This window comes from Maribacter sp. 2-571, assembly GCF_050589625.1.
Taxonomy (GTDB): Bacteria; Bacteroidota; Bacteroidia; order Flavobacteriales; family Flavobacteriaceae; genus Pelagihabitans.
Window position 1 is genome coordinate 1 of record NZ_JBNGOP010000018.1, and the last position, 23,360, is coordinate 23,360.

At 44.4% G+C, this 23,360-nt stretch carries 23 protein-coding genes; 5 read left to right on the forward strand and 18 right to left on the reverse strand.

Annotation, left to right across the window (positions count from 1 at the left end; all coding sequences use genetic code 11):
- Positions 1-702 precede the first annotated feature (702 nt).
- From ACRD7P_RS13445 to ACRD7P_RS13460, 4 genes are all read left to right on the forward strand, one after another.
- Positions 703-1,248, forward strand: a complete 546-nt coding sequence (locus ACRD7P_RS13445; RefSeq protein WP_430908150.1) for a hypothetical protein — start codon at positions 703-705, stop codon at positions 1,246-1,248.
- Positions 1,249-1,610: 362 nt separating this feature from the next.
- A complete protein-coding gene (locus ACRD7P_RS13450) occupies positions 1,611-1,976 on the forward strand; it encodes a BlaI/MecI/CopY family transcriptional regulator (RefSeq protein ID WP_430908151.1) in 366 nt (121 codons plus the stop codon).
- A gap of 1 nt (position 1,977) precedes the next feature.
- Complete coding sequence (locus tag ACRD7P_RS13455) at positions 1,978-3,822, forward strand: M56 family metallopeptidase (protein WP_430908152.1); 1,845 nt, start codon at positions 1,978-1,980, stop codon at positions 3,820-3,822.
- Between the two features lie 182 nt (positions 3,823-4,004).
- Complete coding sequence (locus ACRD7P_RS13460; protein WP_430908153.1) at positions 4,005-5,105, forward strand: DUF4407 domain-containing protein; 1,101 nt, start codon at positions 4,005-4,007, stop codon at positions 5,103-5,105.
- A gap of 541 nt (positions 5,106-5,646) precedes the next feature.
- Here ACRD7P_RS13460 and ACRD7P_RS13465 read toward each other — a convergent pair.
- The 16 genes from ACRD7P_RS13465 to ACRD7P_RS13540 all read right to left on the reverse strand — a co-directional run bounded on the left by ACRD7P_RS13465 (position 5,647) and on the right by ACRD7P_RS13540 (position 20,763).
- The gene (locus ACRD7P_RS13465; protein WP_430908154.1) at positions 5,647-7,488 is read right to left on the reverse strand and encodes a DUF5060 domain-containing protein; all 1,842 of its coding nucleotides are present in this window, start codon (positions 7,486-7,488) and stop codon (positions 5,647-5,649) included.
- 4 nt (positions 7,489-7,492) lie between these two features.
- Positions 7,493-8,113, reverse strand: a complete 621-nt coding sequence (locus ACRD7P_RS13470; RefSeq protein WP_430908155.1) for a DUF998 domain-containing protein — start codon at positions 8,111-8,113, stop codon at positions 7,493-7,495.
- Positions 8,114-8,123: 10 nt separating this feature from the next.
- Entirely contained in the window at positions 8,124-9,125 is a 1,002-nt protein-coding gene (locus ACRD7P_RS13475) for a metal-dependent hydrolase (protein ID WP_430908156.1), read from the reverse strand.
- 300 nt (positions 9,126-9,425) lie between these two features.
- Positions 9,426-10,019, reverse strand: a complete 594-nt coding sequence (locus ACRD7P_RS13480) for a phosphopantetheine-binding protein (RefSeq protein WP_430908157.1) — start codon at positions 10,017-10,019, stop codon at positions 9,426-9,428.
- Between the two features lie 102 nt (positions 10,020-10,121).
- Positions 10,122-11,903 (reverse strand): MutS-related protein, encoded by a 1,782-nt coding sequence (locus tag ACRD7P_RS13485; protein WP_430908158.1) that lies wholly within the window; start codon positions 11,901-11,903, stop codon positions 10,122-10,124.
- 72 nt (positions 11,904-11,975) lie between these two features.
- A complete protein-coding gene (locus ACRD7P_RS13490; protein WP_430908159.1) occupies positions 11,976-12,347 on the reverse strand; it encodes an MmcQ/YjbR family DNA-binding protein in 372 nt (123 codons plus the stop codon).
- A gap of 120 nt (positions 12,348-12,467) precedes the next feature.
- Complete coding sequence (locus tag ACRD7P_RS13495; protein WP_430908225.1) at positions 12,468-12,824, reverse strand: Dabb family protein; 357 nt, start codon at positions 12,822-12,824, stop codon at positions 12,468-12,470.
- A gap of 52 nt (positions 12,825-12,876) precedes the next feature.
- Complete coding sequence (locus ACRD7P_RS13500; RefSeq protein ID WP_430908160.1) at positions 12,877-13,539, reverse strand: DUF4230 domain-containing protein; 663 nt, start codon at positions 13,537-13,539, stop codon at positions 12,877-12,879.
- A gap of 33 nt (positions 13,540-13,572) precedes the next feature.
- Positions 13,573-14,313 (reverse strand): cyclase family protein, encoded by a 741-nt coding sequence (locus tag ACRD7P_RS13505; protein ID WP_430908161.1) that lies wholly within the window; start codon positions 14,311-14,313, stop codon positions 13,573-13,575.
- Between the two features lie 130 nt (positions 14,314-14,443).
- Positions 14,444-15,577: a radical SAM family heme chaperone HemW gene (hemW, locus tag ACRD7P_RS13510; protein ID WP_430908162.1), complete on the reverse strand. Its 1,134-nt coding sequence runs from the start codon at positions 15,575-15,577 to the stop codon at positions 14,444-14,446.
- Positions 15,578-15,643: 66 nt separating this feature from the next.
- Positions 15,644-16,006, reverse strand: a complete 363-nt coding sequence (locus ACRD7P_RS13515) for a four helix bundle protein (protein ID WP_430908163.1) — start codon at positions 16,004-16,006, stop codon at positions 15,644-15,646.
- A 52-nt stretch (positions 16,007-16,058) separates the two neighbouring features.
- The gene (gene ruvC, locus ACRD7P_RS13520; protein WP_430908164.1) at positions 16,059-16,610 is read right to left on the reverse strand and encodes a crossover junction endodeoxyribonuclease RuvC; all 552 of its coding nucleotides are present in this window, start codon (positions 16,608-16,610) and stop codon (positions 16,059-16,061) included.
- 108 nt (positions 16,611-16,718) lie between these two features.
- Positions 16,719-17,198, reverse strand: coding sequence for an energy transducer TonB (locus ACRD7P_RS13525; RefSeq protein ID WP_430908165.1), 480 nt, complete (start codon positions 17,196-17,198; stop codon positions 16,719-16,721).
- 99 nt (positions 17,199-17,297) lie between these two features.
- Positions 17,298-18,452, reverse strand: coding sequence for a tetratricopeptide repeat protein (locus tag ACRD7P_RS13530; protein ID WP_430908166.1), 1,155 nt, complete (start codon positions 18,450-18,452; stop codon positions 17,298-17,300).
- The gene (locus ACRD7P_RS13535) at positions 18,449-20,395 is read right to left on the reverse strand and encodes a TonB family protein (protein ID WP_430908167.1); all 1,947 of its coding nucleotides are present in this window, start codon (positions 20,393-20,395) and stop codon (positions 18,449-18,451) included. Before ACRD7P_RS13535 ends, ACRD7P_RS13530 begins: the two co-directional genes overlap by 4 nt.
- Positions 20,392-20,763 carry a BlaI/MecI/CopY family transcriptional regulator gene (locus ACRD7P_RS13540; RefSeq protein WP_430908168.1) on the reverse strand — a complete coding sequence of 124 codons (372 nt, stop codon included), beginning with the start codon at positions 20,761-20,763 and terminating at the stop codon, positions 20,392-20,394. The genes ACRD7P_RS13535 and ACRD7P_RS13540 overlap by 4 nt, the downstream gene beginning before the upstream one ends.
- 232 nt (positions 20,764-20,995) lie before the next feature.
- Between ACRD7P_RS13540 and ACRD7P_RS13545 the strand changes: the two genes are divergently transcribed.
- Positions 20,996-21,505, forward strand: coding sequence for a DUF456 domain-containing protein (locus ACRD7P_RS13545; RefSeq protein WP_430908169.1), 510 nt, complete (start codon positions 20,996-20,998; stop codon positions 21,503-21,505).
- A gap of 4 nt (positions 21,506-21,509) precedes the next feature.
- Here the strand turns inward: ACRD7P_RS13545 and ACRD7P_RS13550 are convergent, their stop codons facing one another.
- Together ACRD7P_RS13550 and ACRD7P_RS13555 are read right to left on the reverse strand one after the other, a co-directional pair.
- Positions 21,510-22,064 (reverse strand): nitroreductase family protein, encoded by a 555-nt coding sequence (locus tag ACRD7P_RS13550; RefSeq protein ID WP_430908170.1) that lies wholly within the window; start codon positions 22,062-22,064, stop codon positions 21,510-21,512.
- Between the two features lie 105 nt (positions 22,065-22,169).
- The gene (locus ACRD7P_RS13555; RefSeq protein ID WP_430908171.1) at positions 22,170-23,327 is read right to left on the reverse strand and encodes a homogentisate 1,2-dioxygenase; all 1,158 of its coding nucleotides are present in this window, start codon (positions 23,325-23,327) and stop codon (positions 22,170-22,172) included.
- Between the last annotated feature and the right edge of the window lie 33 nt (positions 23,328-23,360).

The window sequence follows — 23,360 nt, forward strand, 5'->3', positions numbered from 1 at the left end:
CGAATTTCAAATTTCAAAGAACGACAATTGCAACCAATTGAAAATCTTTTAGTTACAACCGGACACTATTGAGTAGTGAGTAGTGAGTAGGTGAAAAAATAAATTCAAACGTCAAATTCAAAATTAGAGCAATACCCACTAACTACTTTTTACTCACCACTAATTACCGCCAACTGCTAATTGCTAATTGCTAATTGCTAATTGCTAATTGAAAAAAGACCGCTGCGCTGAAAGAACAAGGACAAAAGACAAGTTCAAGTGCAAGTGTCAAGTTCAAACTCAAATCTAGAAGAATTACCGCTAACCAATTTTTACCAATTACTTTTTACTCACCACTAATTACTGCCAACCGCAACTGCTAATTGCTAATTGCTAATTGCTAATTGCTAATTGCTAATTGCTAATTGAAAAAAGACCGCTACGCTTAAAGAACAAGGAACAAGGAACAAAGACTAAAAAAGTTCAAACTCAAGTATCAAATTCAAAAAAATCAGAAGCGTACCTGCTAACCGCTTTTTACTAATTGTACTTCCCTGATCAGGGTTGACCGTTTTAGGTTAATACTTCATTGTACACATTGTTTATTGCTAATTGTTCATTGTCAATTGAAAAAAGACCGCTACAGAAATTTAATACCCAGCGACCGCACTAAAACAGCTTTATTTTCGTTATGGATGGACCAAATTTAACCTACTTGCTGTTATGTTCCTTTCAAAAGAAAAAACCGACCTGTGTTTCAGGTTAAGTATTTCGGTTACCGTATTCGGTGCGCTGTTTAAAATCGTCCCTTCATTTCTTACCCTACTGGGTGTTATCGGAATGGTTGTTTTCCTGGGCATCCAATTGTATCAAAAAAATGAGAGGACCGCACTGGACTATAGCAGAATGCTCCTGATTATTTGTTTCGCAGGCAATTATTTGTCTCCCTTTTTCGGTTGGACAACTACCCATTTGTTCACCATTGCCACAAAATTGTCCCTTATTGTATTTTTGATCTTATATCTTAAAAAAATCATCGGCCCCCTGCTTGAAATGGGGCAGAACCGCCATCTGTTGTTCAGCGGCTTTGGAAGGGAAGAACTTTCCTATATCCTAGCCGATATGGCCACGGTATATATCGTAATCGCCTCTTTGTTTACCATTTTAGGATGGGAATTGGGCATTCTCAATGGCAGCTCCCTATTGATCGTGGGGCTCTTCGCCGCCGTACTTTCGATTGTGGCAAGTCCGAGAATGCAGAAATCCTAGGACTACCTGCTTCCGCTACTATCTAATACCCTTTTAACTTTGAAATAGCACTAATAAATGGTTTCTTTTTCAGTTATTCTTCGTTAAAAGCCTGTCCCCAGCTTGACTGGGGATCTAACCGTAGCTACGGCTATGCTTCCGTTTTTCGCCTTGAATACCCAAAAATAATTCAATTTCTATACGTACCGTTTCAAAGTTGAAAGGGTATAATATCTTCCCTACGCTTCGGATAATTGTTGGGACCCAGCAAGGGGTAACTACCCGTGATTCAACTTCTTTTTAAACTCTACATTTGTAGAATTAAAATATTTGCTCTATGTTTGTAGAACAATATCGAAATTTTCGAACCAAAACGCTGCTACATGCAATTGTCGAAATCGGAGGAAGAATTGATGAACATTTTATGGAAGCAACAAAAGGCTTTTATGAAAGACCTTTTGGAGGCATACCCCGACCCCAAACCGGCCACCACTACGGTCGCCACTTTGCTCAAACGCATGAGCGATAAGGGCTTTGTGGCCTACACCCGTTCGGGACGTTCCCGCGAGTACTACCCTTTGGTAAAAAAGAAGGATTATTTTTCCAAACATGTGAACGGACTCATCAAGAACTTTTTTAACAATAGCGCCTCTCAATTCGCTTCTTTTTTTACGGAAGAAACCGATTTAAGCAAGGCAGAATTGGAAGAACTAAAAAGCTTGATCGACAACCAAATCAAAAAGAAATAATATGCTGTTATATCTTCTAAAATCCGGGATTTGCCTTGCCGCACTCTTGGTGTTCTATAAGCTGTTTCTGGAGCGTGAAAGCCTACATACCTTTAAACGTTTTTATCTTTTGGGCGCGCTGGTTTTTTCCTTTATCATCCCCGCATTGGTGTTTACCGAACGTGTGGTGGTATATCCTTCGACCGAAACAGTGGCCACCCCGTTTGTTGGGGCAAGTCCGGCGCCGCAAGTACCACAAAAACTTACAGCGGACATCGTGGATATCGCTCCCTTGCTATGGGGTATTTATTTCTTGGGATTGGCCTTCTTCGGTATTCGGTTTTTCAAACAGCTGTTCCAAATCGTCAAAAGGATCCGTAGCAATCCTAAAGAGCGGACCGCGCCTTTTACCCGTGTTTTGTTGGAGGAGTATTTTCCACCCCATACCTTCTTCCATTACATTTTTTTGAACAGAGAGAAGTTGCGATCTGATGAAATTCCCGAAGCGGTGCTCTTGCACGAAGAAACCCATGCGAAACAAATACACAGCATCGATGTAGTACTTATTGAAGTGCTTTTGGTGCTGCTATGGTTCCACCCGTTGCTCTACTTTTTTAGAAAAGCCATAAAACTAAATCATGAATTTCTTGCCGATCGTGCGGTGTTAAAAAAAGGTGTGGCCTCATCGACCTATCAAAACACCTTACTGTCCTACATGGCGCCCAAAGGAAATCAGTCGTTCATCAACGCAATCAATTATTCATCAATCAAAAAACGTTTTACCGTCATGAAAACACAAACATCAAAAAAGGTCATTGTCCTTAAAAGCATCGTACTGCTGCCGCTCTTGGCACTCTTGTTCTTCAGTTTTACCGAATCCCGGGTTATAACCGTATTCGCTGAAAAAACAGCAGTGCCCCCGCTACACGAAAACGATCGGGAAAATGATCAGGAGAATAATTCAGAAACGGAGTCCTTGGATGTCCAAGATCCAAAAGCGGAGATTCCTTCAACGAGCGGGTTATCCGAAGAAGCTCTTGCCAACTATGGCGTTTTGGCCCAAAAATATTTAAAACAACCTAAGGAAGATAGAAAAATCCCCCTTGAAGACCTGCGACAACTTGAAGCTGCCTATCAAAAAATGACCCCGGCGCAAAAGGCGGCAGCACCCCCATTTCCTGAATGCGCGCAAACAAGCAAAAAAGAACTGGTGATCCTCATTGAAAACAATCGCATCGTCCTGAACGGTGAGGTGGTAACACTGGATGCATTTCCCAAAAAAATTGATGCCTACACCGCCAATTGGGAGGAGACCGATTATACGGAGGCCAGCACCCAAGTGCAGCTCCGTAACGTTTCCAACGATTTTTTGGATAAGGTGGATGCAGCCTTTAAAAAGACCCACTTTTCCAAAGCAAACGGTGGTACGGGCATCGTTCCTCCGCCCCCTCCACCTCCGGTAAGTCCGAGTATGGGGCATACTCAGGGCGTTCACCCAGTGGAACCACTACACTCCCCCGAAGTCGAGATCGTTGAGGATGAAATAACGGAAATTATTGAACATCAAGAGGTCTACAATGAACAATCCATTGTACATTCTCCCACAGCCCCTATAGCAGTTGGCGTATTAAACACTGGCCAAATAAAGAGCAGCTATACGAATAGTCCCCCTTCCCCTCCCGAACCGCAATCGCCGCTCGACCTCGTTATCGAATTGGCAAAAGAGGGAGCAGCGTTTTTTTATAAGGGAAACGGCATCACTTCGGACCGTGCGATCGATATCTTAAAAAACAATGAGAAACTGAGTATTGATGTATCCCGAAAAAATGGAAAAACGCCTGTCGTTAAAATCGATACGCATTTTTAGGATACTGCAAGCCAAAAAACTAAAGCCTTCAATTTGAAGGCTTTTTTTGTAACAAATGGCACCAATTAGCGTTCTAATAGCAATAGCCCCCTCTAATCAAGGACACGGTATAGTACATCATCAATCCATTCGCTATTGGCCCATCTGTTGGGTGTATGGCGTATCCATAAAACGAAACACTCATGTTACAACGCTTTTTCATTCTCTGCTCGGGAGCGGACACCACGCTCTTAAAAACCTGTTCCGAAGGGGAACAAAACAAGTATGCCGGTATCGGCGCTACCGTTTTCTTTACCGCGGTAATGGCATTCATCGCCAGTAGCTATGCCCTATATACTGTTTTTGACAATCCTTACACTGCCGTGTTTTTTGGTCTTATTTGGGGATTATTGATCTTTAACCTGGACCGATATATCGTTAGTACCATAAAGAAAAGCGGGAGTTTTGGCAATGAGCTGTTGCAGGCCTTTCCAAGGATCATATTGGCGGTCATCATCGCCGTTGTTATTTCCAAACCTTTGGAAATGAAGATTTTTGAAAAAGAGATCAACCAGGTATTGCTGACCCAAAAAAACGAGATGACCTTGGCGAACAAACAGCAATTGTCCTTGCAATACACCCCTACCGTTGAACAATTGAATCGGGACATTGCGGTACTGAAAGAAGAGGTAGCCACAAAAGAAGCCGCTACCGATGCGCTGTACGATATTTATATTTCGGAAGCGGAAGGAACGGCAGGCACCAAACTTTTGGGCAAAGGGCCGGTTTATACCGAAAAACGCGAAAAGCATGATGCCGCCTTGGCCGAACTGCAACTGTTAAAGGAGACAAATGCACAAAAAATTGCGGCCATCGAGTCCGAAATCACCAAATGGAATACGGAATACGAAACGGTGGTTGCCAACACGCAACCCGTAATCGATGGTTTTGATGGGTTAATGGCGCGTATCAACGCCCTGGAAGAACTGCCCTGGCTTCCCTCGTTCTTTATTTTCCTATTGTTTTTGGCCATTGAAACCGCCCCGATCATCGCAAAATTATTGGCACCGAAAGGAGAATATGATTTGAAGTTAGAAGATCAGGAATCGGCTATCGGTACGTGGATTACCCAAAAGGTTGAAGAACGAAAAAAAATACATGCTACCCATACCCAATTGAACGAAAAAATATACGCGGAAATAAGCGAGGAAGAGGAAGTTTACGCCTACAAAAAACAAAAAGCCGAAGCCTTGATGCGCCGTCAAGCGGATGCTTTTCACGACATGCAGGTGAACCGCTTGTAAAGTTCAAAAACAAGTGTCAAGTTCAAATTCAAAGTTAGAGGAATACCTACTAACTACTTTTTACTCACCACTAATTACTGTAAAACTGCTAATTGCTAATTGAAAAAAGACCGCTTCGCTGAAAGAAAAAGGAACAAAGACTGAAAAAATTCAAGCTCAAGTGTCAAGTTCAAGTGTCAAGCTCAAATACAAATGTCAAATTCAAACCCAAAACTAGTGCAGGGTTTGGAGTTATGAGTTAGGAGTGCAGTGCCTCCGTGCGAACTGCTAATTGAAAAAAGACCGCTGTGCCGAAAGAACAAAGCCTAAAAAAGTTCAAACTTTTTACTCACCACTAACTACTTTTTACTTACCACTAATTTACTGCAAACTGCTACGGTTAATTGCTAATTGCTATCACCCTTTAACCCGTCCAAGTCCTTCTTCTTTTGTCTTTTTGTCCTTCGTCCCAATCAAATTCGAATACAAAACCAATGCTTCTCCCACTACGTACCCCTTCCTTTCTATTTATTCCTGTTGACCAACTACCACCAGATAGGCTTTACTCCATACGTTTCACCAACACTACCCAATCCTGTTCTTCCACGGTCGAAGGCAAGCCAAGTGCCACAGTAGTTCCGGCCGCTACCTGTTTTACGGTTCCCGACAGTAGTTCCCCACCCTCAAGAGGGTTATACCAATGCACGCTGAATTTGCCTGTCTCATCCCCTAAATTAAGGGTCACGTTCTTTTGCGGACCGGGGACATACGCGGCATACACGGTACCCTTTTTGTAAAAACAATACCCTTCATCAATACCGATCAGATTGTGTCGGGGCTGCATTTCCCAATAGGGCAAATGTTGTTCAAAGAACTGCATGGCATGGTGCGTCAACTCCCATAACCGATCTGTAGTACGCCAATCTTCCGTATTCAGATCGTTGTAAGCATTATGGGCGCCATAATACCACTCTACCCCTGCAGCACCGGACATCAGGGTTCCCCATAACACGTAGCGCCTTAAGGTATCGTGCTGAGGGGTTACGCTGTCGGGTACCGCCCCGGTATGCCACATTCCGATCTCGTCCATCGTTATCAACCACTCTTTTCCGGACCGTTTGGATTTCGCCCGCCAGTCGGCGAGGATACCCGCTGCCGATTCCCGTTTGTCCACCTGTAGCGACAGGCCGTCCAGTTCCTTAAAACCTACAATAGAATCCAGCACGTTGCTTCGCGCGGGCTCATGGGAATGGGTATGCAATAGCACGGGATGGTTATAAGGGTCTATCTTTTTCAGATAGGTGGTCATTGCCTTGCGCTGAGCATCGTTTTGCGCAATGGGAGTAAAATCGGCCGGGCCATTTTCTTCCCCAAGATTGAATTTGAGGGCCAAATGATGTCCGAAACGCGCCATTAACTCCTGAAAATACAACTGGCGTAACGGTCCCGTATCCCCATCATGTAACATCGTTTCGTTCTCGGTTTCCTGGAGTACCATATGCAGCATCAGCCCTTTCTGTTGCATGTGTTGAAATACCAGTTCCCATTGGGCCAGTTTGCTCACATCAAAACGGGTGAAATCGTCCGGATCGTTATAGGGCCAAACATCCTTGCCGTCCCCTTTGATGTTCATCGTCAGAAAATAAACCACGTTCATTCCTTTGGAAGCCAAATAGTTCATCGCGCCGATAAGTCCTTTCCCCTTGCCGTTTTGCCAGCTAACATCGCCCTCTTCCCAGTCGCCCAAATGCGGCATAAAACTATGGATGGTATCGTTGGTATGAGCCTCACCGTCATTCCTGGAACTTTGCATACGATAGGTACCGTCAAAATCTTCAAAAGCTAGTAGGTTTTCCGGGCTATCGGCACCCCCCTTGATCCAATAAGCGCCATCCTCCCCAAACCTAAAATAGCCATTGGATACCACCAATCGGCCTTTTGCCCGAAAGTCGGGTAACCGTTTATCCGAAGGCACTACCTCGAACACCCCTTTAGCCCCTTTAATTTCAATACCGGTCCCATTTTCGGAATTCGGTTTCACAGCAATGGAATCGCCTTGTTCCAGTTGGGCCGTGTATGTCCATTCCCCTATTCTATCGGGGGTAAAGCGTACGCGCCAAACATTCCCCGAATCGGCCCCGGTTTCCCCGGCATTACCATCGGCGGCATAAAAACCACGTACTTTATACTGTTTTTCGGCGTGGGTAAAGGTAACCTGCAATCGATAATTTAAAAATGGATTGTTTTCAGCGGCCTCCGTTGTTTCCGGCCCCTCAAAATCCAATGTCACCGTATGCCATTGTTGATAATTGGTCAGGGCTTCGGGCGCTTTTTGCTCCTCTTTGCAAGCGGTTAATAGCAACACCAGGCCAAGAAGCGGTAGCAAACGATAACAATTTTTCACGGTTTCAGTTTTTGGATGATTTTAAAAAGAAGCTGGCACAGCACAAGGTCCAGCTTAAGATGCCCCCTTCGATGATCCTTTGGAACAGACCGATATACGGACCTTCGGGGTCGGCAAATAAAAGTACTACAAAAGTCAGTGACACACCACCGCACACCAGTGAAACTAGCCACAATTTTGATGGTATATCCTTTTTTTTAAGTTCAAAGCCTATTCCAAGCAAACAGAAAGGTACCGTAATATAAGTCAACAGACCCATAGTATTGTGTATCAATTGAGAAGCCGACGGATGTTCCTTATCCAAAACACAGCCAAAATCGCAAGGGAAATATGCCGTAACCATCGTTCCAACACCATAGCACAGGGCGAACGTAAAAAAGCACACCTTTAATCTCAAACTCCGTGGTAAACCGATAGGGGCCAAAAAACCAAAACTGGCAAGCAATATTCCCGCTATAAAAAAAGCCTTTTGAAAAATGTCGGCATTTGGCACCCCGTTGGCGTAACTTTCGCTAATAAATTGCGAAATAGGATCATAGCCCGGTATTTGCAATCCTGCCCAAACACTGGTGGTTACAAAAAGAAGCGCTCCAAAAAAACCTAACAGAAAAAGAAGATACCGCATACGAACAATTTTAGTTTCCCCAAATTCTTTTCCATAAGGAAGACAGGAGCCGTTTGGCATCCGTATCGTATTTGGGTGTTTCCATCACGGTTATTCCCGTTGCCGTGGGCCGTAATTCATAGCTGAACACAAACTGCGTTTCCTTGGGGTCTATACTGAGCAATCCAAAACGAAGGTCGTTGAAATACAAACGGTCTTCCCTTTTACTGATCGTATACCACCCTTCGGCTATGGTAATGAGGCGATTTACGTTGTCGTTCGTTTTTAAATCACCCAACAACTGATGGTTTTTGGGATAGGCCGTAAAATGGATCGGCTTGGAATCGAAAAACGAATAGTTCCCTATCAAATAGGCATCGCCGGCTTCTATATTGGCCGTCCAAAGCAAGGTGTTCATTGGTGTGGGCCGGGTATCTATTTGTTGATAGGCTATCCCTTGTTCCGTAAGGCTATCCGTAAATTTGGCATAGGCGATTCCCTTCAACAACAGCGTGAGCAACAGGTAAGCACTGCTGACCACTAAGCCCAACCGGTTGTACGTTCTCCTTTTTTCGGTGGTACGTTTATAGCACATTGCCAATAGTAGAAAGGTTAAAAAAGGTAGCGTATATAAGGGGTCGATTACAAAAATGTTCTGAAAGGCCAAACGTGTTTTAAAAGGCCAAAATAACTGGGTGCCCCAGGTCGTAAAGGCATCCAATACGGGATGGGTAAACAACCCCCAAAAGAAGAGCCAGGACCAGTCCTTCCAGCTCGCCTCACGACCGCGATGCAGCTTCCATACCAACCAGCCGAACACGGGCGCGAACAAAACGCTAAAAACAAGGGAATGGCTAAAGCCGCGATGCCATTCGATAGCGGTAACGGTATCGGTAACATAATTTACCAAAACATCAAGGTCAGGAATAGTACCCGCAATGGCACCGTACCATATGGCCTTATTACCTACTTTTTTACCTAAAACCGCTTCACCTACCGAAGCGCCGAGTACTATTTGGGTCAAAGAATCCATAAGGATAGGGTTAACGTTTCAAGTTCAAGTGTCAAGTTCAAGTATCAAATTCAAACACAAATGTCAAATTCAAGTCTAAATTTAATACACTATTTTTCACTAACGGTTCGGGTAAGCGTAGTGCGAAGGCTAGGAAACCTTTTGTTTTCGTCTTAGCACCAAGCAAAAGTTTTTGGTTTTACTTTTTCTTTTATTTTCCAAAGCTAAATCCTTAGGGTTTAGCGACATTATAAATATACTCAGACCTTTCGGTTTGGCCCTAAAGTCCGCATTATGTTTGGGCTTTGTTATAAAACGTTCTTAGTCAACCCCTAAATCATTTGCGAAAGAATGATGTAATTCAATTTCGCTTATTGGTACGCCAATTCTATCTTCCGTAATTCCGCAAATAATCCGCTCAACTTCATATTTGCTAGATACTTTTTCAATATCGATTAGTTTATCTCGGTTTAAAGATATTGTCCAATCGATTAACTGCCTGATTGTTCCTCTGGAAACAGGCATTGTCCGTTTAATGGTTTTAATTCCGAAAATTTTGACGTGAGAATCTAATTCTGGATTGAAATCTAAAGCAACCAAACAAGGTATTTCAAGTCCGAGTTCTGTTTCAAATTGACTCCATTTTTCTTTTAGTTCCGTTTGAGTAAGCAATTCTGATATTTTCGTATCAGATCCTATTTTCTTTTGGCTTGAACTCAAATTTCTTAACACTTTTCTTATTCGATAAAATACTATTTGGGTGAGGCATTTATCCGTAGGATTTTTAATAATTCTGCTGAAAACAATATCTGCGAAATCTTGAACCGTATATATGTTTTCCGCTTCGGAATCCTCAATTCGTATTCCGAATTTGTCCTCAATTGACATTACTAATTCGACTGAATCCAATCCCATTATCTACTTGGTTTAAATGTTTTACAACTACTAAATACTGACTACTGACTACTGACTACTGACTACCGCAAACTATCAATTCTCAACAAAAAACAACCACTCCTACCCCACGATCCCCATCTTTTTCAACAAAAACGAGGCGTTCATGTTTTGGCAAATCCCTTGTTTGAGAGTGTAATCGAAAAACAGTTCCCCGTCTACGATTTCGGCATCAAAATAGTAGTTCTGTATCCGGGGCCATTTTTCGGAAGCCTCGCAAAGACTTAAATCATGTGTAGCGATGATTCCCGTTGCCCCCGACCCTACCAATCGCTCTACAAACTGACGGGAACCTTTGGCCTTGTCGATACTATTGGTCCCTTTTAGAATTTCATCCAATACGATGAAATAACGATCCTGCTGAATATTGTCTACTACAAAACGGAGCCGTTTCAGTTCGGAAAAAAAGTAGGACTCGTCATCCGTTAGGGAATCCGTGGTACGCATGCTCGTAATGAGCTTTATGGGCGCGTAGCGTGCGGTTTCGGCACAAACGGGCAAGCCCATATTGGCCATAACGATGTGTAGCGATACGGTGCGCAAAAACGTACTTTTCCCTGCCATATTGGCCCCCGTGACAATAAAAAACGCCTCATTGTCGATCAAAAAATCGTTCTTGACACTTTTGGAAGGGTCCAACAAAGGGTGGGCCACCTGTTTTGCATCCAAAACGATATCGGCCTCCACAATTTCCGGGAAGGTATAGGTTGGATGGTTGTACGTAAAATTTCCCAACGTGTTATGGGCATCAAAAAAAGCCACAACATCGAACCATTTGGAGACTTCCGGACCATGGTCCCGTATCCATTGTTCTACCCGAAAAGCGTATGAAAGTCCCCCTAGGAAATATCCGTTGCCAAAAATCAAATAAAAGACATTGTTATTGCTATCGAGTCCGCCCAACAACTTGGCAAATTGTCGTAAGAACGTAGAGGTCTTTCCTTTTTGCAACAGGACTGTTTGCCGCATTTCCTCTAATTTTTGCGAAACGAAGGTTTCGTTTTCAATCAATACCAATAACTTATGGTACTGCCGAAAGGTGCTCTGTATTTTTGAGGCCTGACCGGCCAAATTCCTAATTCGCTTTAAATAGACTCCGGACAGACCAAGCCCTAAAAAAATCCAGGCTATTGGAAGCAAACCATGTACAAATCCGAAAAAATAGGCGATCAAAACCGTAATTGATATTCCGGAGAATGCCAATGGCACCCACTTCATAAGCTTCGGCACAAAAGGCGTATAATCGGCCATCCAACCAACGATCACTTCCGTAGTCGTTTCCGTTTTTACCAACTTGGCGATAGCCGTAAAGTGCTGCCGCCAATCCGGTTTTTCGGCCAATTCCCGTATGGCTTCCTGCTTTTTTGGAATATCCGTAATGGCATTTTCGAGCAACAGTGTTGCCAAGGTATCGTTCCCATGTTGTAAGGCCGTTCTATCGAGGTATTGGTAGAACGAACCTTTACCAAAAAGATCTACATCCTGACTGTAATAATGTAAGGGATGTTTATACTCGCTTCCATCGGGACGATCGTGAAAATCCCTTGCGAGCACTTTTATCTCGGTTTCATTGATCGTCACCAATTCTTGCAAGGTGTCCCTTTTGAGCCTGAGGTCGGTATGGCGCGACAAAAGATAGAGAAACAACGCGATGCCACCAAGCGGAATGATCGCGACCCATTTAGGCGCACCGGAAAGCGCAAATGTCCCTACCACAAAAACGCAAAAGACAAACAGCCGAAGCATGCTCGATGCAAAAAGACTTTGCTTAACCTCTTCCAATTTTTCTTGAAAGGATGCGACTCTATTTTTATAAAATGTGACAAGTGATGGGTCTGTGGACATTAAAAGAAACTTTGATATCAAAGATACTGGAAGCGGGGCGTCCGGCAAATGGTGTTTCTTAATTACCGCTCTTTAACTGGTTTGATGCGGAAACGCATCAAACTCGGCCTTTACTTTTTTGGTAAACTTGGAAACCACCAAATCGTACGAATGGTCGGTCAGTTCCAGAATCAATTTTGGGGGAAGGTCGTTGAAATACAGGGTATTCCAATGTACCTTGCTCATATGATAGCCCGGAATAATGGCACCATCATACTCCTCACGAAGTACAACGGCCCTTTCGGGATCACATTTTAAATTGGCCTGTGGCGGAACACGCTCCAAGCCACACAAGGCGAGCATCTTCCCCATCACCTTGAACACCAGGGTTTGTTCGTCAAATGGAAACGATTCAGTAACCCCTTTTTTGGAGAGACAGTATTCACGGAAAGCTTCGATGTTCATCAGTTCTTTTTTGAAAGTCGTTCAATAGGCCAACGCTAGCAACAAAAAGCCAGCACGGATGCGCATGCTCATGGTTTCGGTTCCTTCTTCAACATCCAACAAGAGCACGTTGAAATGGTATCAATTGACGCCTTTGGAATCGTAAACGATTACCTTGGTCCATAGCTTGCTCGATTCCGCTATAAACAGTTTGTGCGGTGCCTCGTCTTGATACTTTTGTTGGTCCTCCGCGGAAGCAAAGGTCACGATCAGGGAATACGTAAACGAGCCGTCCACAACATCACGACTGGCTTGGGGCGGTTTTCCTATAAATTTGGTTTTGGCATAGGCAGAGGTGTCCAAAAACTTTTGGAGCGAACGCTCAAAAGCGGCACAGTCCTCGGCATTGTCAGGGTGTTCCAACCAAAAGTATACGGTATGGGCAAAATTGGCATCAAATTCCTTCATATCTGTTGTGGTTTGACCATGAACGATCATGGTAAATAATAAAAGTACCAATACGGTCAATAGGTTTTTCAAAAGTTGTGTTTTAGTGATTATCGTCCCTTTTAAAGACGCTCTTTTTTTCTTCCAATAGTTTCGGCTTCACCGATCCCGCCTCTATTTCCAAAGCGGTATAGTCCAACTTCCACCCTATGGTTTCGGCAAGACTTTCAATCAACAAAATCGTATCCAATGCCTCTTTTCGGGCGGTCTGCATCAAACCGCTTTGCGGTATCTTCTCTCGAATATGCTTTCGCGCTTCTTGGTTCAGTAGATTAAGATCGCTTGGCGTAAAGGCATTGAACATGCCGTTTTTAATATCGTAAAACTCCAGTTCAGGTTCGATCGATAACACCTCGGGTTGCGGAAAATCGGTAAGGGTCACTTTTTTGTTCGCCACATCGGAGGTCATTCTAATTTTGGACAGGTCGTAGCCAATATGTGCCTTGGCATTGATGACGATAAGCGCTTTCTTCTTACTGCTGATCAAGCTCAAAAACCGTTCCTTGGTATTTTCATAGGTATAAATTTCGGCAAACTCCCCTTCTACCGAAACCAGTTTGCAAACACTCTTGATCTTTTCGAGAAGTACCGTAGACTGATGTTTGGTAACCTCTTTTCCCTTCTTCTTTCGGAAAACCGAAAAAACCCAATAGGTAGCGATAGCACCGAGGGCCAATCCTAAAATAGTGTCGAACACGTTATCCATACGCTAAATATAAGAAGATTTGTAGCGCCGCCGCTATTGGGATACCGTTTTGAAGAGCACCGGTCTGCTCGGACTGGCATCATTTTCAAAAGGGGCCACCTGTAGGTTTAAAAAATAAGTCCCGTCCGCAATATGGTTCCCCACGTACACCAACTCCGTTATAGTCGCATTGGCCCGTGGCGTTCCCTCCAAATCCCAAAAAGCACGGTGTGCCAACAATGCGCCGCTGTCCTTTTCCTTGTCCACAGAAGGAAGGTCGATCAATAAGTGTTGAATCCCCTTATCCACAAGCAACCGAGCGGCCTCCTCCAATACATAAGGTGGGTTGGTATTGGAATAGTGGCGCTGTCGTTTTTCGTCCAAATTGGGAAGGGTACGGATCACCACGGCCTCCCGTTTTTTATTTCCAAGGGCGTACTGTAACTGTTTTCGGGAAATCACAAAATCTTCCTGATACTTTTCAGGGGCAATGGTCACTACTTCCGTTAGAAAGAAAAACTGTTTCAGCTTTTGGTTTATGGAATGAAACTCCGCCGTAACATGCCCGAGACATTCGGTATGGGTACCATGGGCATGCGGATTGAAGGCAATATCGTTAAAGTTAATGGGAGCGCCTTCCGTGACCTTGCCCACAAACCCCTCCGAAATGTGGGGCGTTATTTTAGGGTGATCTACGTACCAGGCATTTACATTGGTAGCATCGCCCCGCAGGGATATGGAAATGTCCAAAGGTTCGGAAAGATCGAAAGTCCTATTTTTAATCTTGGCAATCACGAATTGCTATTTGTGCGTTAAACCTGTTTTCTGCATTACAAAATCTACCACGGCTCGAAAATGCTTCAAAACCGGATAAACGAATACGATTATCATCGCAAAACTACTAAATTCGATAGGAAGCTACGGTTCACCCCAAATTCACCATAAAAAGGTCCGCTGCCATACCGTCCGCCAAAAAGAGTCCTTTGCGTGTGGCGCGCAAGGTATCGCCATCGAGATACAACAGATGATCTTCGATGTACTTTTCGGCCCTGTCTAGGGCGTAGTCCGCATACTTCACTCCATATTCAGCGGAAATCTGATTCATAGAAACGCCCCAAATGGTGCGTAGTCCCGTCATTATGTACTCATTGTATTTATCGGTCGTAGAAAGCGTTTCTACTTCCATCGGTACCATCCCGTCGGCTATAGCCCTTATATATTTGGGATTGTTGTTCACGTTCCATCCCCTACGTGTACCATCGTACGAATGTGCGGACGGACCGATGCCAATATATTTTTTTTGTTGCCAGTACGCGGTATTGTTTTTGGAGAAGTATCCCGGTTTTCCAAAATTGGAAATTTCATAGTTATCATAACCCGCCTCCTCCAACATTTCAGCCAATAGCAGAAAATGTTGTTGGACCACGGCATCGTCCACCACGGTAACCAGCCCTTTTTTCACAAAATTTGCCAAGGGTGTTTTGGGCTCCACAGTTAGCGCATAACTGGAGATATGCGGCACTTGAAAGGAAAGCGCGCGCTCAATATTTTCACGCCATTGTCGCTCGTCCATACCGGGTATCCCATAAATCAAATCGATGGAAATATTATCGAAATAACGTAAGGCTTCTTCAATACAGGATATCGCTTCTTTGGCATCATGCGCCCGGTTCATCAACTTAAGATCTTTTTCATGGAACGACTGTACCCCAATACTCAGCCTGTTGATGGGGGATGCGGCCAATTCCGCTACTTTTTCCGATGTAAGGTCGTCCGGATTGGCCTCCAACGTAATTTCAGGTGCTTCGCTTACCCGATAATGTTCGTAAACCGAAGCAATGATCGCGTCAATTTCGGCCATAGATAACACGGATGGCGTACCTCCCCCAAAATAAATGGTCTCTACGAGCTCCTCCTTAAATTCCTCCTTCCGCAAACGCAGTTCTTCCCGCAACGCGGCGACCATGGCTTCCTTTTTCCCCAGAACGGTCGAAAAATGAAAATCACAATAGTGACACGCCTGTTTGCAAAATGGGATGTGGATGTAGATACCGCTCATTTATTCGCGGTTTGTACAATTAACAATGGACAATAATCAATGAACAAAATATATTATGGATTTGGTTTACTTCTTTTTCAAACGAGTAGCTTTAAGAATGGAAAACATAATACGGGAGAGCTCATCCGCATTTTGAATCAAATCCTTTGCTTTTTGCTTTTCAAGGTATTCGGCATCACTTAGCAGGCTAAGCCAGTACTTTGTTTCCAAACTTTCCTTATAAGCAATAGATATTTTGGCGGAAAAATCTGCAGGTGAAATTGCTCCATTAGCTTCTGAAATATTTGCCCCAATCGACGTTCCCGAACGTAACAATTGTTTGGAAAGAACATATTCTTTTTTGTCCCTAATCAATCCCTTGTAAAGTTTAACGATTTCCAAAGCAAAAGTATAGGATTTGGCAGCTAATGGGTTCTCCTTTTTACTCATAAAACCAATTGTTTATCTTCATTTTTAATTGATTATTGTTAATTGCTAATTGTCAATTGACCTTTTTAGGGTTCTGCTTCACAAACGCATCCCAACCCGAGTAGCTTTTTCCGATTTCCACGCGGCCGGAATTATAAAAATGGCATACGGCTGCGGCAAGACCATCGGTACCGTCCAAATTTTTGGGGAGTGTTTTGAGGGCCAGCATGCCCTGTAGCATTTTGGCCACCTGTTCCTTACTGGCATTTCCGTTTCCGGTAATCGCCATTTTTATTTTTTTGGGGAGGTATTCCGTTATGGGTATTTGACGGGAAAGTCCGGCGGCCATGGCCACACCCTGGGCACGTCCCAATTTCAGCATCGACTGCACGTTTTTACCGAAAAAAGGCGCCTCTATTGCAATTTCATCGGGATGGTAGGTGTCGATTAATTCGATGGTACGTTCAAAAATCAACTTTAACTTGGTATAAGGGTCGTTGTACTTTTTAAGCAGCAACTCGTTCATTTGCATAAACTGCATCTTTTTGTTGACTACCTTGATCAATCCGAACCCCATAATTGTAGTTCCGGGATCGATGCCCAATATGATTTTTTCGTTCTCCAAATCTTTTTTCTTCAAATTCGAACACCCAGCATGTCCGAAGTTTTTATCCACGCCACTCATAACTCTTGGCCCATAACTTATCAACTGGTTACCCCCAAAGAAACTGGATTACTTCACAGTACCCAAAACGATGGGAATCCGAAATCGGGCCTTTACCGGTATACCGCGTTTCAGGGCAGGTTGCAATTTGGGCATGTGCTCTAGCACATCGGCAATCATGGCATCAAAGTCAGGGAGTTGCTCATCGGTATCCGCAGTTTTTTGAATCTCCAAAATGGATACCTGTCCCTCCCGATCTACCAAAAAATCGACCTGTACCAAGGTATCCTGTCCAGAAACCGGTGTCAGCTTCACATGTTCCAAGGCTTTTGTAAAATAGGAGAGTACCTCCTGTTCAAAGCAAGCACGCTGCCCGGCTTTGGTAAGGGTTTCGTCGCAGTTGGCGAACAAGGGATAACTATCGACCTCGTTCCAATCGATAGCCACCATTTCCTGCTCTACCAATTCCCTTGTTTTTTTCTCTTGGGAAACGAACAGGTCACAGCCAGTCAATAAAACCATTAAACAAAGGAAAAACGTGTGTTTCATTCCAACGATATTCGCGTTGAAAATTACGATATTTTCGTCAGACAGGCCGTTTGGAGCGGCACCCTTTTTGGGAATAGGACCTGCCGTGGTCCCTTGGCATCATTTTTTGGCCCCGAAATGGATTTCTTCTTTTAGTTCCCGGCTACGTCTTTCGACCATACTGGATGCATAGGAGGTTTTTGTACCAAATTTCTTTTGAAAGTTTCGATAATACCCCAAACGTATTTCAGGGTCTTTGTAGTACTGGTCGGCCACTGTGCAGATTTGAAAATACGCTGTTTCATTTGTGGTATCTTCCGCATAGGCCTTTTGATAATATTCCAATGCCGTTTTTAAATCGTTCCGCTCCCGAGCGATCATGGCCAGGACGTTGTATTCCTTTATCAATGAAGGTTGTTGTACCGCAATAGCCTTTTTGTAGGCGACTTCGGCACTATCGAGCTGTTTAAGGTTTTGGTGAACGGTCCCGAGGCCAAAATAGGCATCGGCATCGGTGTTGTCCATGGACAGAAGTTTTGTATAGGTATCCTTTGCCTTGTCGAACTGCCAGTTTTTTTGATAGCAATGTGCAAGTTTCAGGTAAACGTATCGTTTTTCCTCTCCGTGCCCCAATACCCTTTCGAACCACGGAACGGCATTCTCGAACTGGTGGTCGTTGTATAAGATCAGTGCCTTTAAATTAATCATGGCCACGTCGTTACCATATAGCCGTAGGCCCTGATCTACATATTTCAGCGCAGCGTCCCGTTCTTGTTGCACGGTATGGTATTTGCCCAACTTAAAAAGACTTCGCAGATGGGTACTATCAATGGAAACCGCTTTTCGAAAAGCCACAAGACTGCTTGCGGTTTGGTCCATTTTTTCATGGAGCAGTCCCAAATAATAATGGTACTCGGCATTGGATCCGTCGCGTTTGACCAAATCGGTAAAAAGCTTTCTTCCCGTATCAAAACGGCCGGTCTTTAACAATAGCTTCCCCAATTCGAACCGTGCGATCTGCATCGTGGAATCTTCGCTTGTTAGCTGTTCGTATTGCGCAATGGCCTTATCATAATTACCGATTGCCCGATAGGCCCTTGCAATTTGAAGGTTTGCGCTTTTGGAAGAAACAGCTGCATACGCGTTTATCGCTCGGGCATAGTTCCCTAGCGCATATAAACTGTCGGCCACTTGAAGTTCCCGGGCAGCAGGTGTCTGGGCGACCGCGCCATAGGAACAGTGAAGGATCAAAAAAGCATGCCAAACCTTTCTCATTGTAGCTTAAATGTTATGGGTATCATGTACATCACACCTACCGCGTCGCCATTGGCCCTTTTACCTGGTTTCATTGTTGGCAACTCGGAAATGATCCGTTCGGCCTCGGCTTCTAGCACAGGGTCGGGACCTCTTTTGGCGATATGCGCTATGGTACCTTCTTTTGAAATAAGGAACATGACGCTTACCCGACCTTGGATTTTCGCTTCCTGGGCAGCTTTTGGGTATTGAAAGTGTTTTGTAATATGTGCCCGCATCATTTTTTGAAAACAGGCCCTTCCGTCCGAATCGTCCTCACAACCGGGAAACACCGGCACCTGTTCTACCATTTCAAAAGGAACCGAATTTTTTAAAAGCGCTATAACGTTCTGTGGAAGCGATGCAAGCCGTTCCGATTCTCTTTTCTCGTTTGCAATTACTTCCTGCGGACTCATACCTTGTCCTTCCAGACGAAAATGCACCGGTAAGGAGTACGACACATTGACCGCTTTACCGGATGCCTTTCCGGGGACCATAGGTGGGAGTCGGGACACATTACGGACTACCTCATCCTCCAAGAGCTGGTGCGGCCCCCGGGTTCGAAGGCCCTGTATCCGGCCTTCCGTATTGATAACGAACATTACCGAAACCCTACCCTCAATTCCTTTTTGTTGGGCTTCCAACGGATAACGGAAGTTTTTGCCGATGTGCTTTTGCATCATTTTTTGGAAACACTCCCTACCATTCGCGGCCCCTTCACAACCTGGAAAAACCGGAAACTGCTCAACGGTTCCAAAAGCCGCGCTATCACCGTCCAATGCTACCTTCAATTGTTCCGCCTTGGCATCAAAAAGACTAAAATCCGAACCCACCGTTTCAGAGTCGATGGTCATTTGTACAGGGAGCAGTTCCCCGCTCGGCCCTGAAATGAACGAACCTTCGGAAGCAGGCCGAAACGTAATGACGGTGGTGGCGTCCGAGAGTTTAAAATCATTATCCGTATCGGCCAACGACCGAAGACCGGAGATCAAGCTTTTTTCCTCGGAAGACGAAAGGTTTTCCACATCGGCCACCACTATACTAGCGGTGGAAGATCCGTTGGTTCCCGATTCCCGTTCACAGGAGGTATAACACAATATTCCGAATAAGAAAGGGAGCAGTAACAAATACTTTAATTGTAAAATGCGCTTTGATTTTGCTTTTGTTAACATGACGATTCGTTTTTTGATTAATGATGTTTTGAAAAAATGATTGATGAATGAAATATGATCTGTTTGGAACGCCTGGGAAAGGAGTTCTTGATACTGTTGCTTTTTGTTGGTCTTGGCCACCTTGGCATCGGCAATAAATTCATGTACCTCGGCAATACGGGCCTGATATACATATACCAACGGATCGAACCAGGCAACAATGCGCATCAACTCAAAAAACATAAGGTCCGCCGAATGCCATTGTTTAATATGGACCAACTCATGTTCAATGATGGTTTTATGTTCACGCGCCAAAACCTGGTCCCCCAAAAAAATGGATTTAAAAAAGGAGAAGGCCGCGTTACTGTCCGCGATGATGATCCGGGTGAAGTTCGGAAAAACCGATAGGGTTCCCTTTCTGCGAAGGCGATAGAGCCGTATCATTTTATATCCCAAGAACAAAGCGGCCAAAACCGTGCCCGCAATATAGACGACCTCCTGCCAAGAAAGGGAGACCATTGGAGCCTGAGCGGTCACTTCTACGATCTTAGTTTCCTGGAGGGGTATCAAAAATGCCGTATATCCCTCAATAGCTTTTGGAACCGTATTCCGAAAGGCTTCAAGCTTTACCCACGGTAGTACCAAGGATATGGAATAGGTAAACATCAGATACGCCCGGTTCCACTGAAAAAAGGTTTCCTTTTTTAACCAAAGGTCATAAATGACCAAAAAAACCAGTTGAAAGGCAATGCACTCCAATAGATACCGTATCATGCGTCGTCTTTTTTAATTTCCTTCATGATCGCCTCCAACTCGGAAAGGTCCAAATCATTTTTCTTCATAAAAAAAGAGACCATGCTTTTGAACGATCCTTGAAAATAACCATCGACCAATTTGTTGATCGATTGATTGCTATAGTCCCCTTTTTTCACCAAGGGATGGTAAATGTGCCCCTTCCCTTCTTTTTCATGACCAACAAAACCCTTGCTTTCCAGAATACGGACAATAGTAGAAACGGTATTATAAGCAGGTTTTGGTTCGGAGAGCGCTTCAATTATGGTGGCCACATTGGAGCGCTCCAATTGCCATAGTACCTGCATGACCTCCTCTTCGGCCTTTGTCAACTGTTTTACCTTTTTCATGGATAGCGGTTTAAAACTAAAATCTTAGTTCAAATATAACTAAATATTTAGTTTAAACTAATTTTTTAGTTGAAAAATAGTTCAACCGATATAATGCGATTGTCCGTTCGGTCCGTATCGTCACTATATGATCGCTAAAACCTATATTCGAAACCTACAGCACGAAACTGCTTTTCGGCCGAAGACTGTAACAAATCATTAGTACCTTCGTCAAACCACAAACATCTTTTATATGGACATTGCGTTATTGCTGATCGGATTGTTGTTCACCATCGTGGGGCTCATTGGAAGTTTTTTGCCGGTACTCCCCGGACCTCCCTTAAGCTGGGTCGGTCTGTTGCTTTTATACCTCACCGACGCGGTTCCCGATGATTGGTGGTTTTTGGGAATAACCGCCGCCGTGGCCCTGATTGTGTTTGCCCTGGACTATGTAATACCGGCAATAGGCACCAAGAAGTTCGGAGGTACCCGAGCGGGCGTCATCGGCACCACAATAGGATTGATCGTCGGACTATTGGCACCGATTCCAGGGGGGATCATTGTCGGTCCTTTCCTGGGAGCGCTTATAGGGGAACTCTCCAATAAGGCCGACAACAAAACGGCCCTCAAAGCGGCCTTTGGTTCTTTTTTAGGTTTCCTGACCGGTACTTTTATGAAGTTTGTGGTCGCCATTATTTTTATGGGACTCTTTCTATCGACTGCCTGGGAATATCGGGCGGCCATTTTTCCTTACTTTAATTGAAGCGCTATTCGATCCAATCGACTTTATGTTCGATAGCTCCTCTGATAACATCGGGAAGGTCGCCATCATAATGGCCCATATAAAAGAAACCCAAACAACGTTCGGCTTGGTCAAGTTGGAAGAACTCGTCCATATACCTTATAAGCCCCGGTGAGCTCCAATACGCCCCTATTCCCATTTGGGTGCAACAAAGCCACATGTTCTGTACTGCCATCGAAACCGCGGCCACCTCTTCCCATTCCGGAAGGCTTTCCTTTGGGTCGCGCTGCATACAAATCGCAATAACAGCGCCGGCCTTCACGGGGTTTTCCAGTAACTTTCGAATCTTGATCTGTTTTGGACGCGCTTCAACTTCCTGGTATTTGTTGGATAAAAACTGCCCCAACCGTGCTTGGGAAGGCCCATGCAACACCTTAAAACGCCATGGTTCGGTTTTCTTATGTGTAGGGGCCCAATTGGCCGCTTCCAAAATTTTTTCAATATCGGCCTTGGTAACTGCCTTATCGTTGTACTGCGCCGGAAATACCGAACGCCGATTCCTTATAATATCAAATACCATTTTAAACTTTATTTTTTTCGCTATCTCGCCCGAAATTTCACTTCTTTTTCATCACATTCTGTTCTATCCTTCCAAGATTCCTTTTGCAACTTCCCTTGGAACGGCCTACTCCAACCAACTCTTGTAATACCTTCCATCATCGATATCAAGGGCGGTTTGCGTAAGCTGCAGGGGCTTAAAGGTATCGACCATTACCGCCAACTCCTCCGTTTTCGACTTCCCGATACTGGCTTCATAGGTCCCCGGATGTGGTCCGTGCGGTATTCCCGCGGGATGTAATGAAATGTACCCCTTATCGATTCCCTTACGGCTCATAAAATCCCCATCGACATAATACAACACCTCGTCCGAATCGATGTTCGAATGGTTATACGGAGCCGGAATGGCCTGGGGGTGGTAATCATACAAACGCGGACAGAAAGAACAGACCACAAAGGCACTCGTCTCAAACGTTTGATGCACCGGTGGTGGCTGGTGCACCCGACCGGTAATCGGTTCAAAATTATGTATGGAAAAACCATAAGGAAAATTATAACCGTCCCAGCCTACCACATCGAACGGATGGGTTGCGTACTCCAAATGGTGCAGCTGCCCCTGTTTTTTCACCTTTATGGTAAATGATCCTCGCGCATCGTGCGTTTGTAAATTTTGAGGCAATTTGAAATCCCGCTCGCAGAATGGGGAGTGCTCCAAATGTTGTCCGAACCAATTCCGATAGCGCTTTGGCGTATATATCGGGTGGTAGCTTTCGGTCAGTAACAAACGGTTATCCTCGGTATCGAATTCCATCTGATAGATCATGCCCCTCGGAATAAGGAGGTAATCGCCATATTCGAACGGAATCTCACCCAACATGGTTTTGAGGGTACCCGTTCCTTGGTGGATAAAAAGCAGTTCATCGGCATCCGTATTCTTATAAAAGTAATCGGTCATCGATTGCCGTGGAGCCGCCAAACCTACATGTACGTCCGAATTGAAGAGTACCGTTTTCCTACTATCCAAAAAATCATCTTCCGGGCGTATGTCCAAACCTCTCAGCAACCGCGATTTAATATTGTGGGTCACCGCAGCCTTTGGAGCAATATCCAAGGTTTCCCCGACCGCCTTTACCTGTGTCGGGCGATGTAAATGATACATCAACGACGACATGCCATCGAAACCTATGGTCCCGAACAATTGCTCATAGTGCAGGGTACCGTCCTCCTTTTTAAAAATCGTATGTCTTTTGGAAGGTATGCTACCCAGTTTGTGATATAACGGCATAAAAATTCAGCTTTAAATACTTCCTAAAATTAC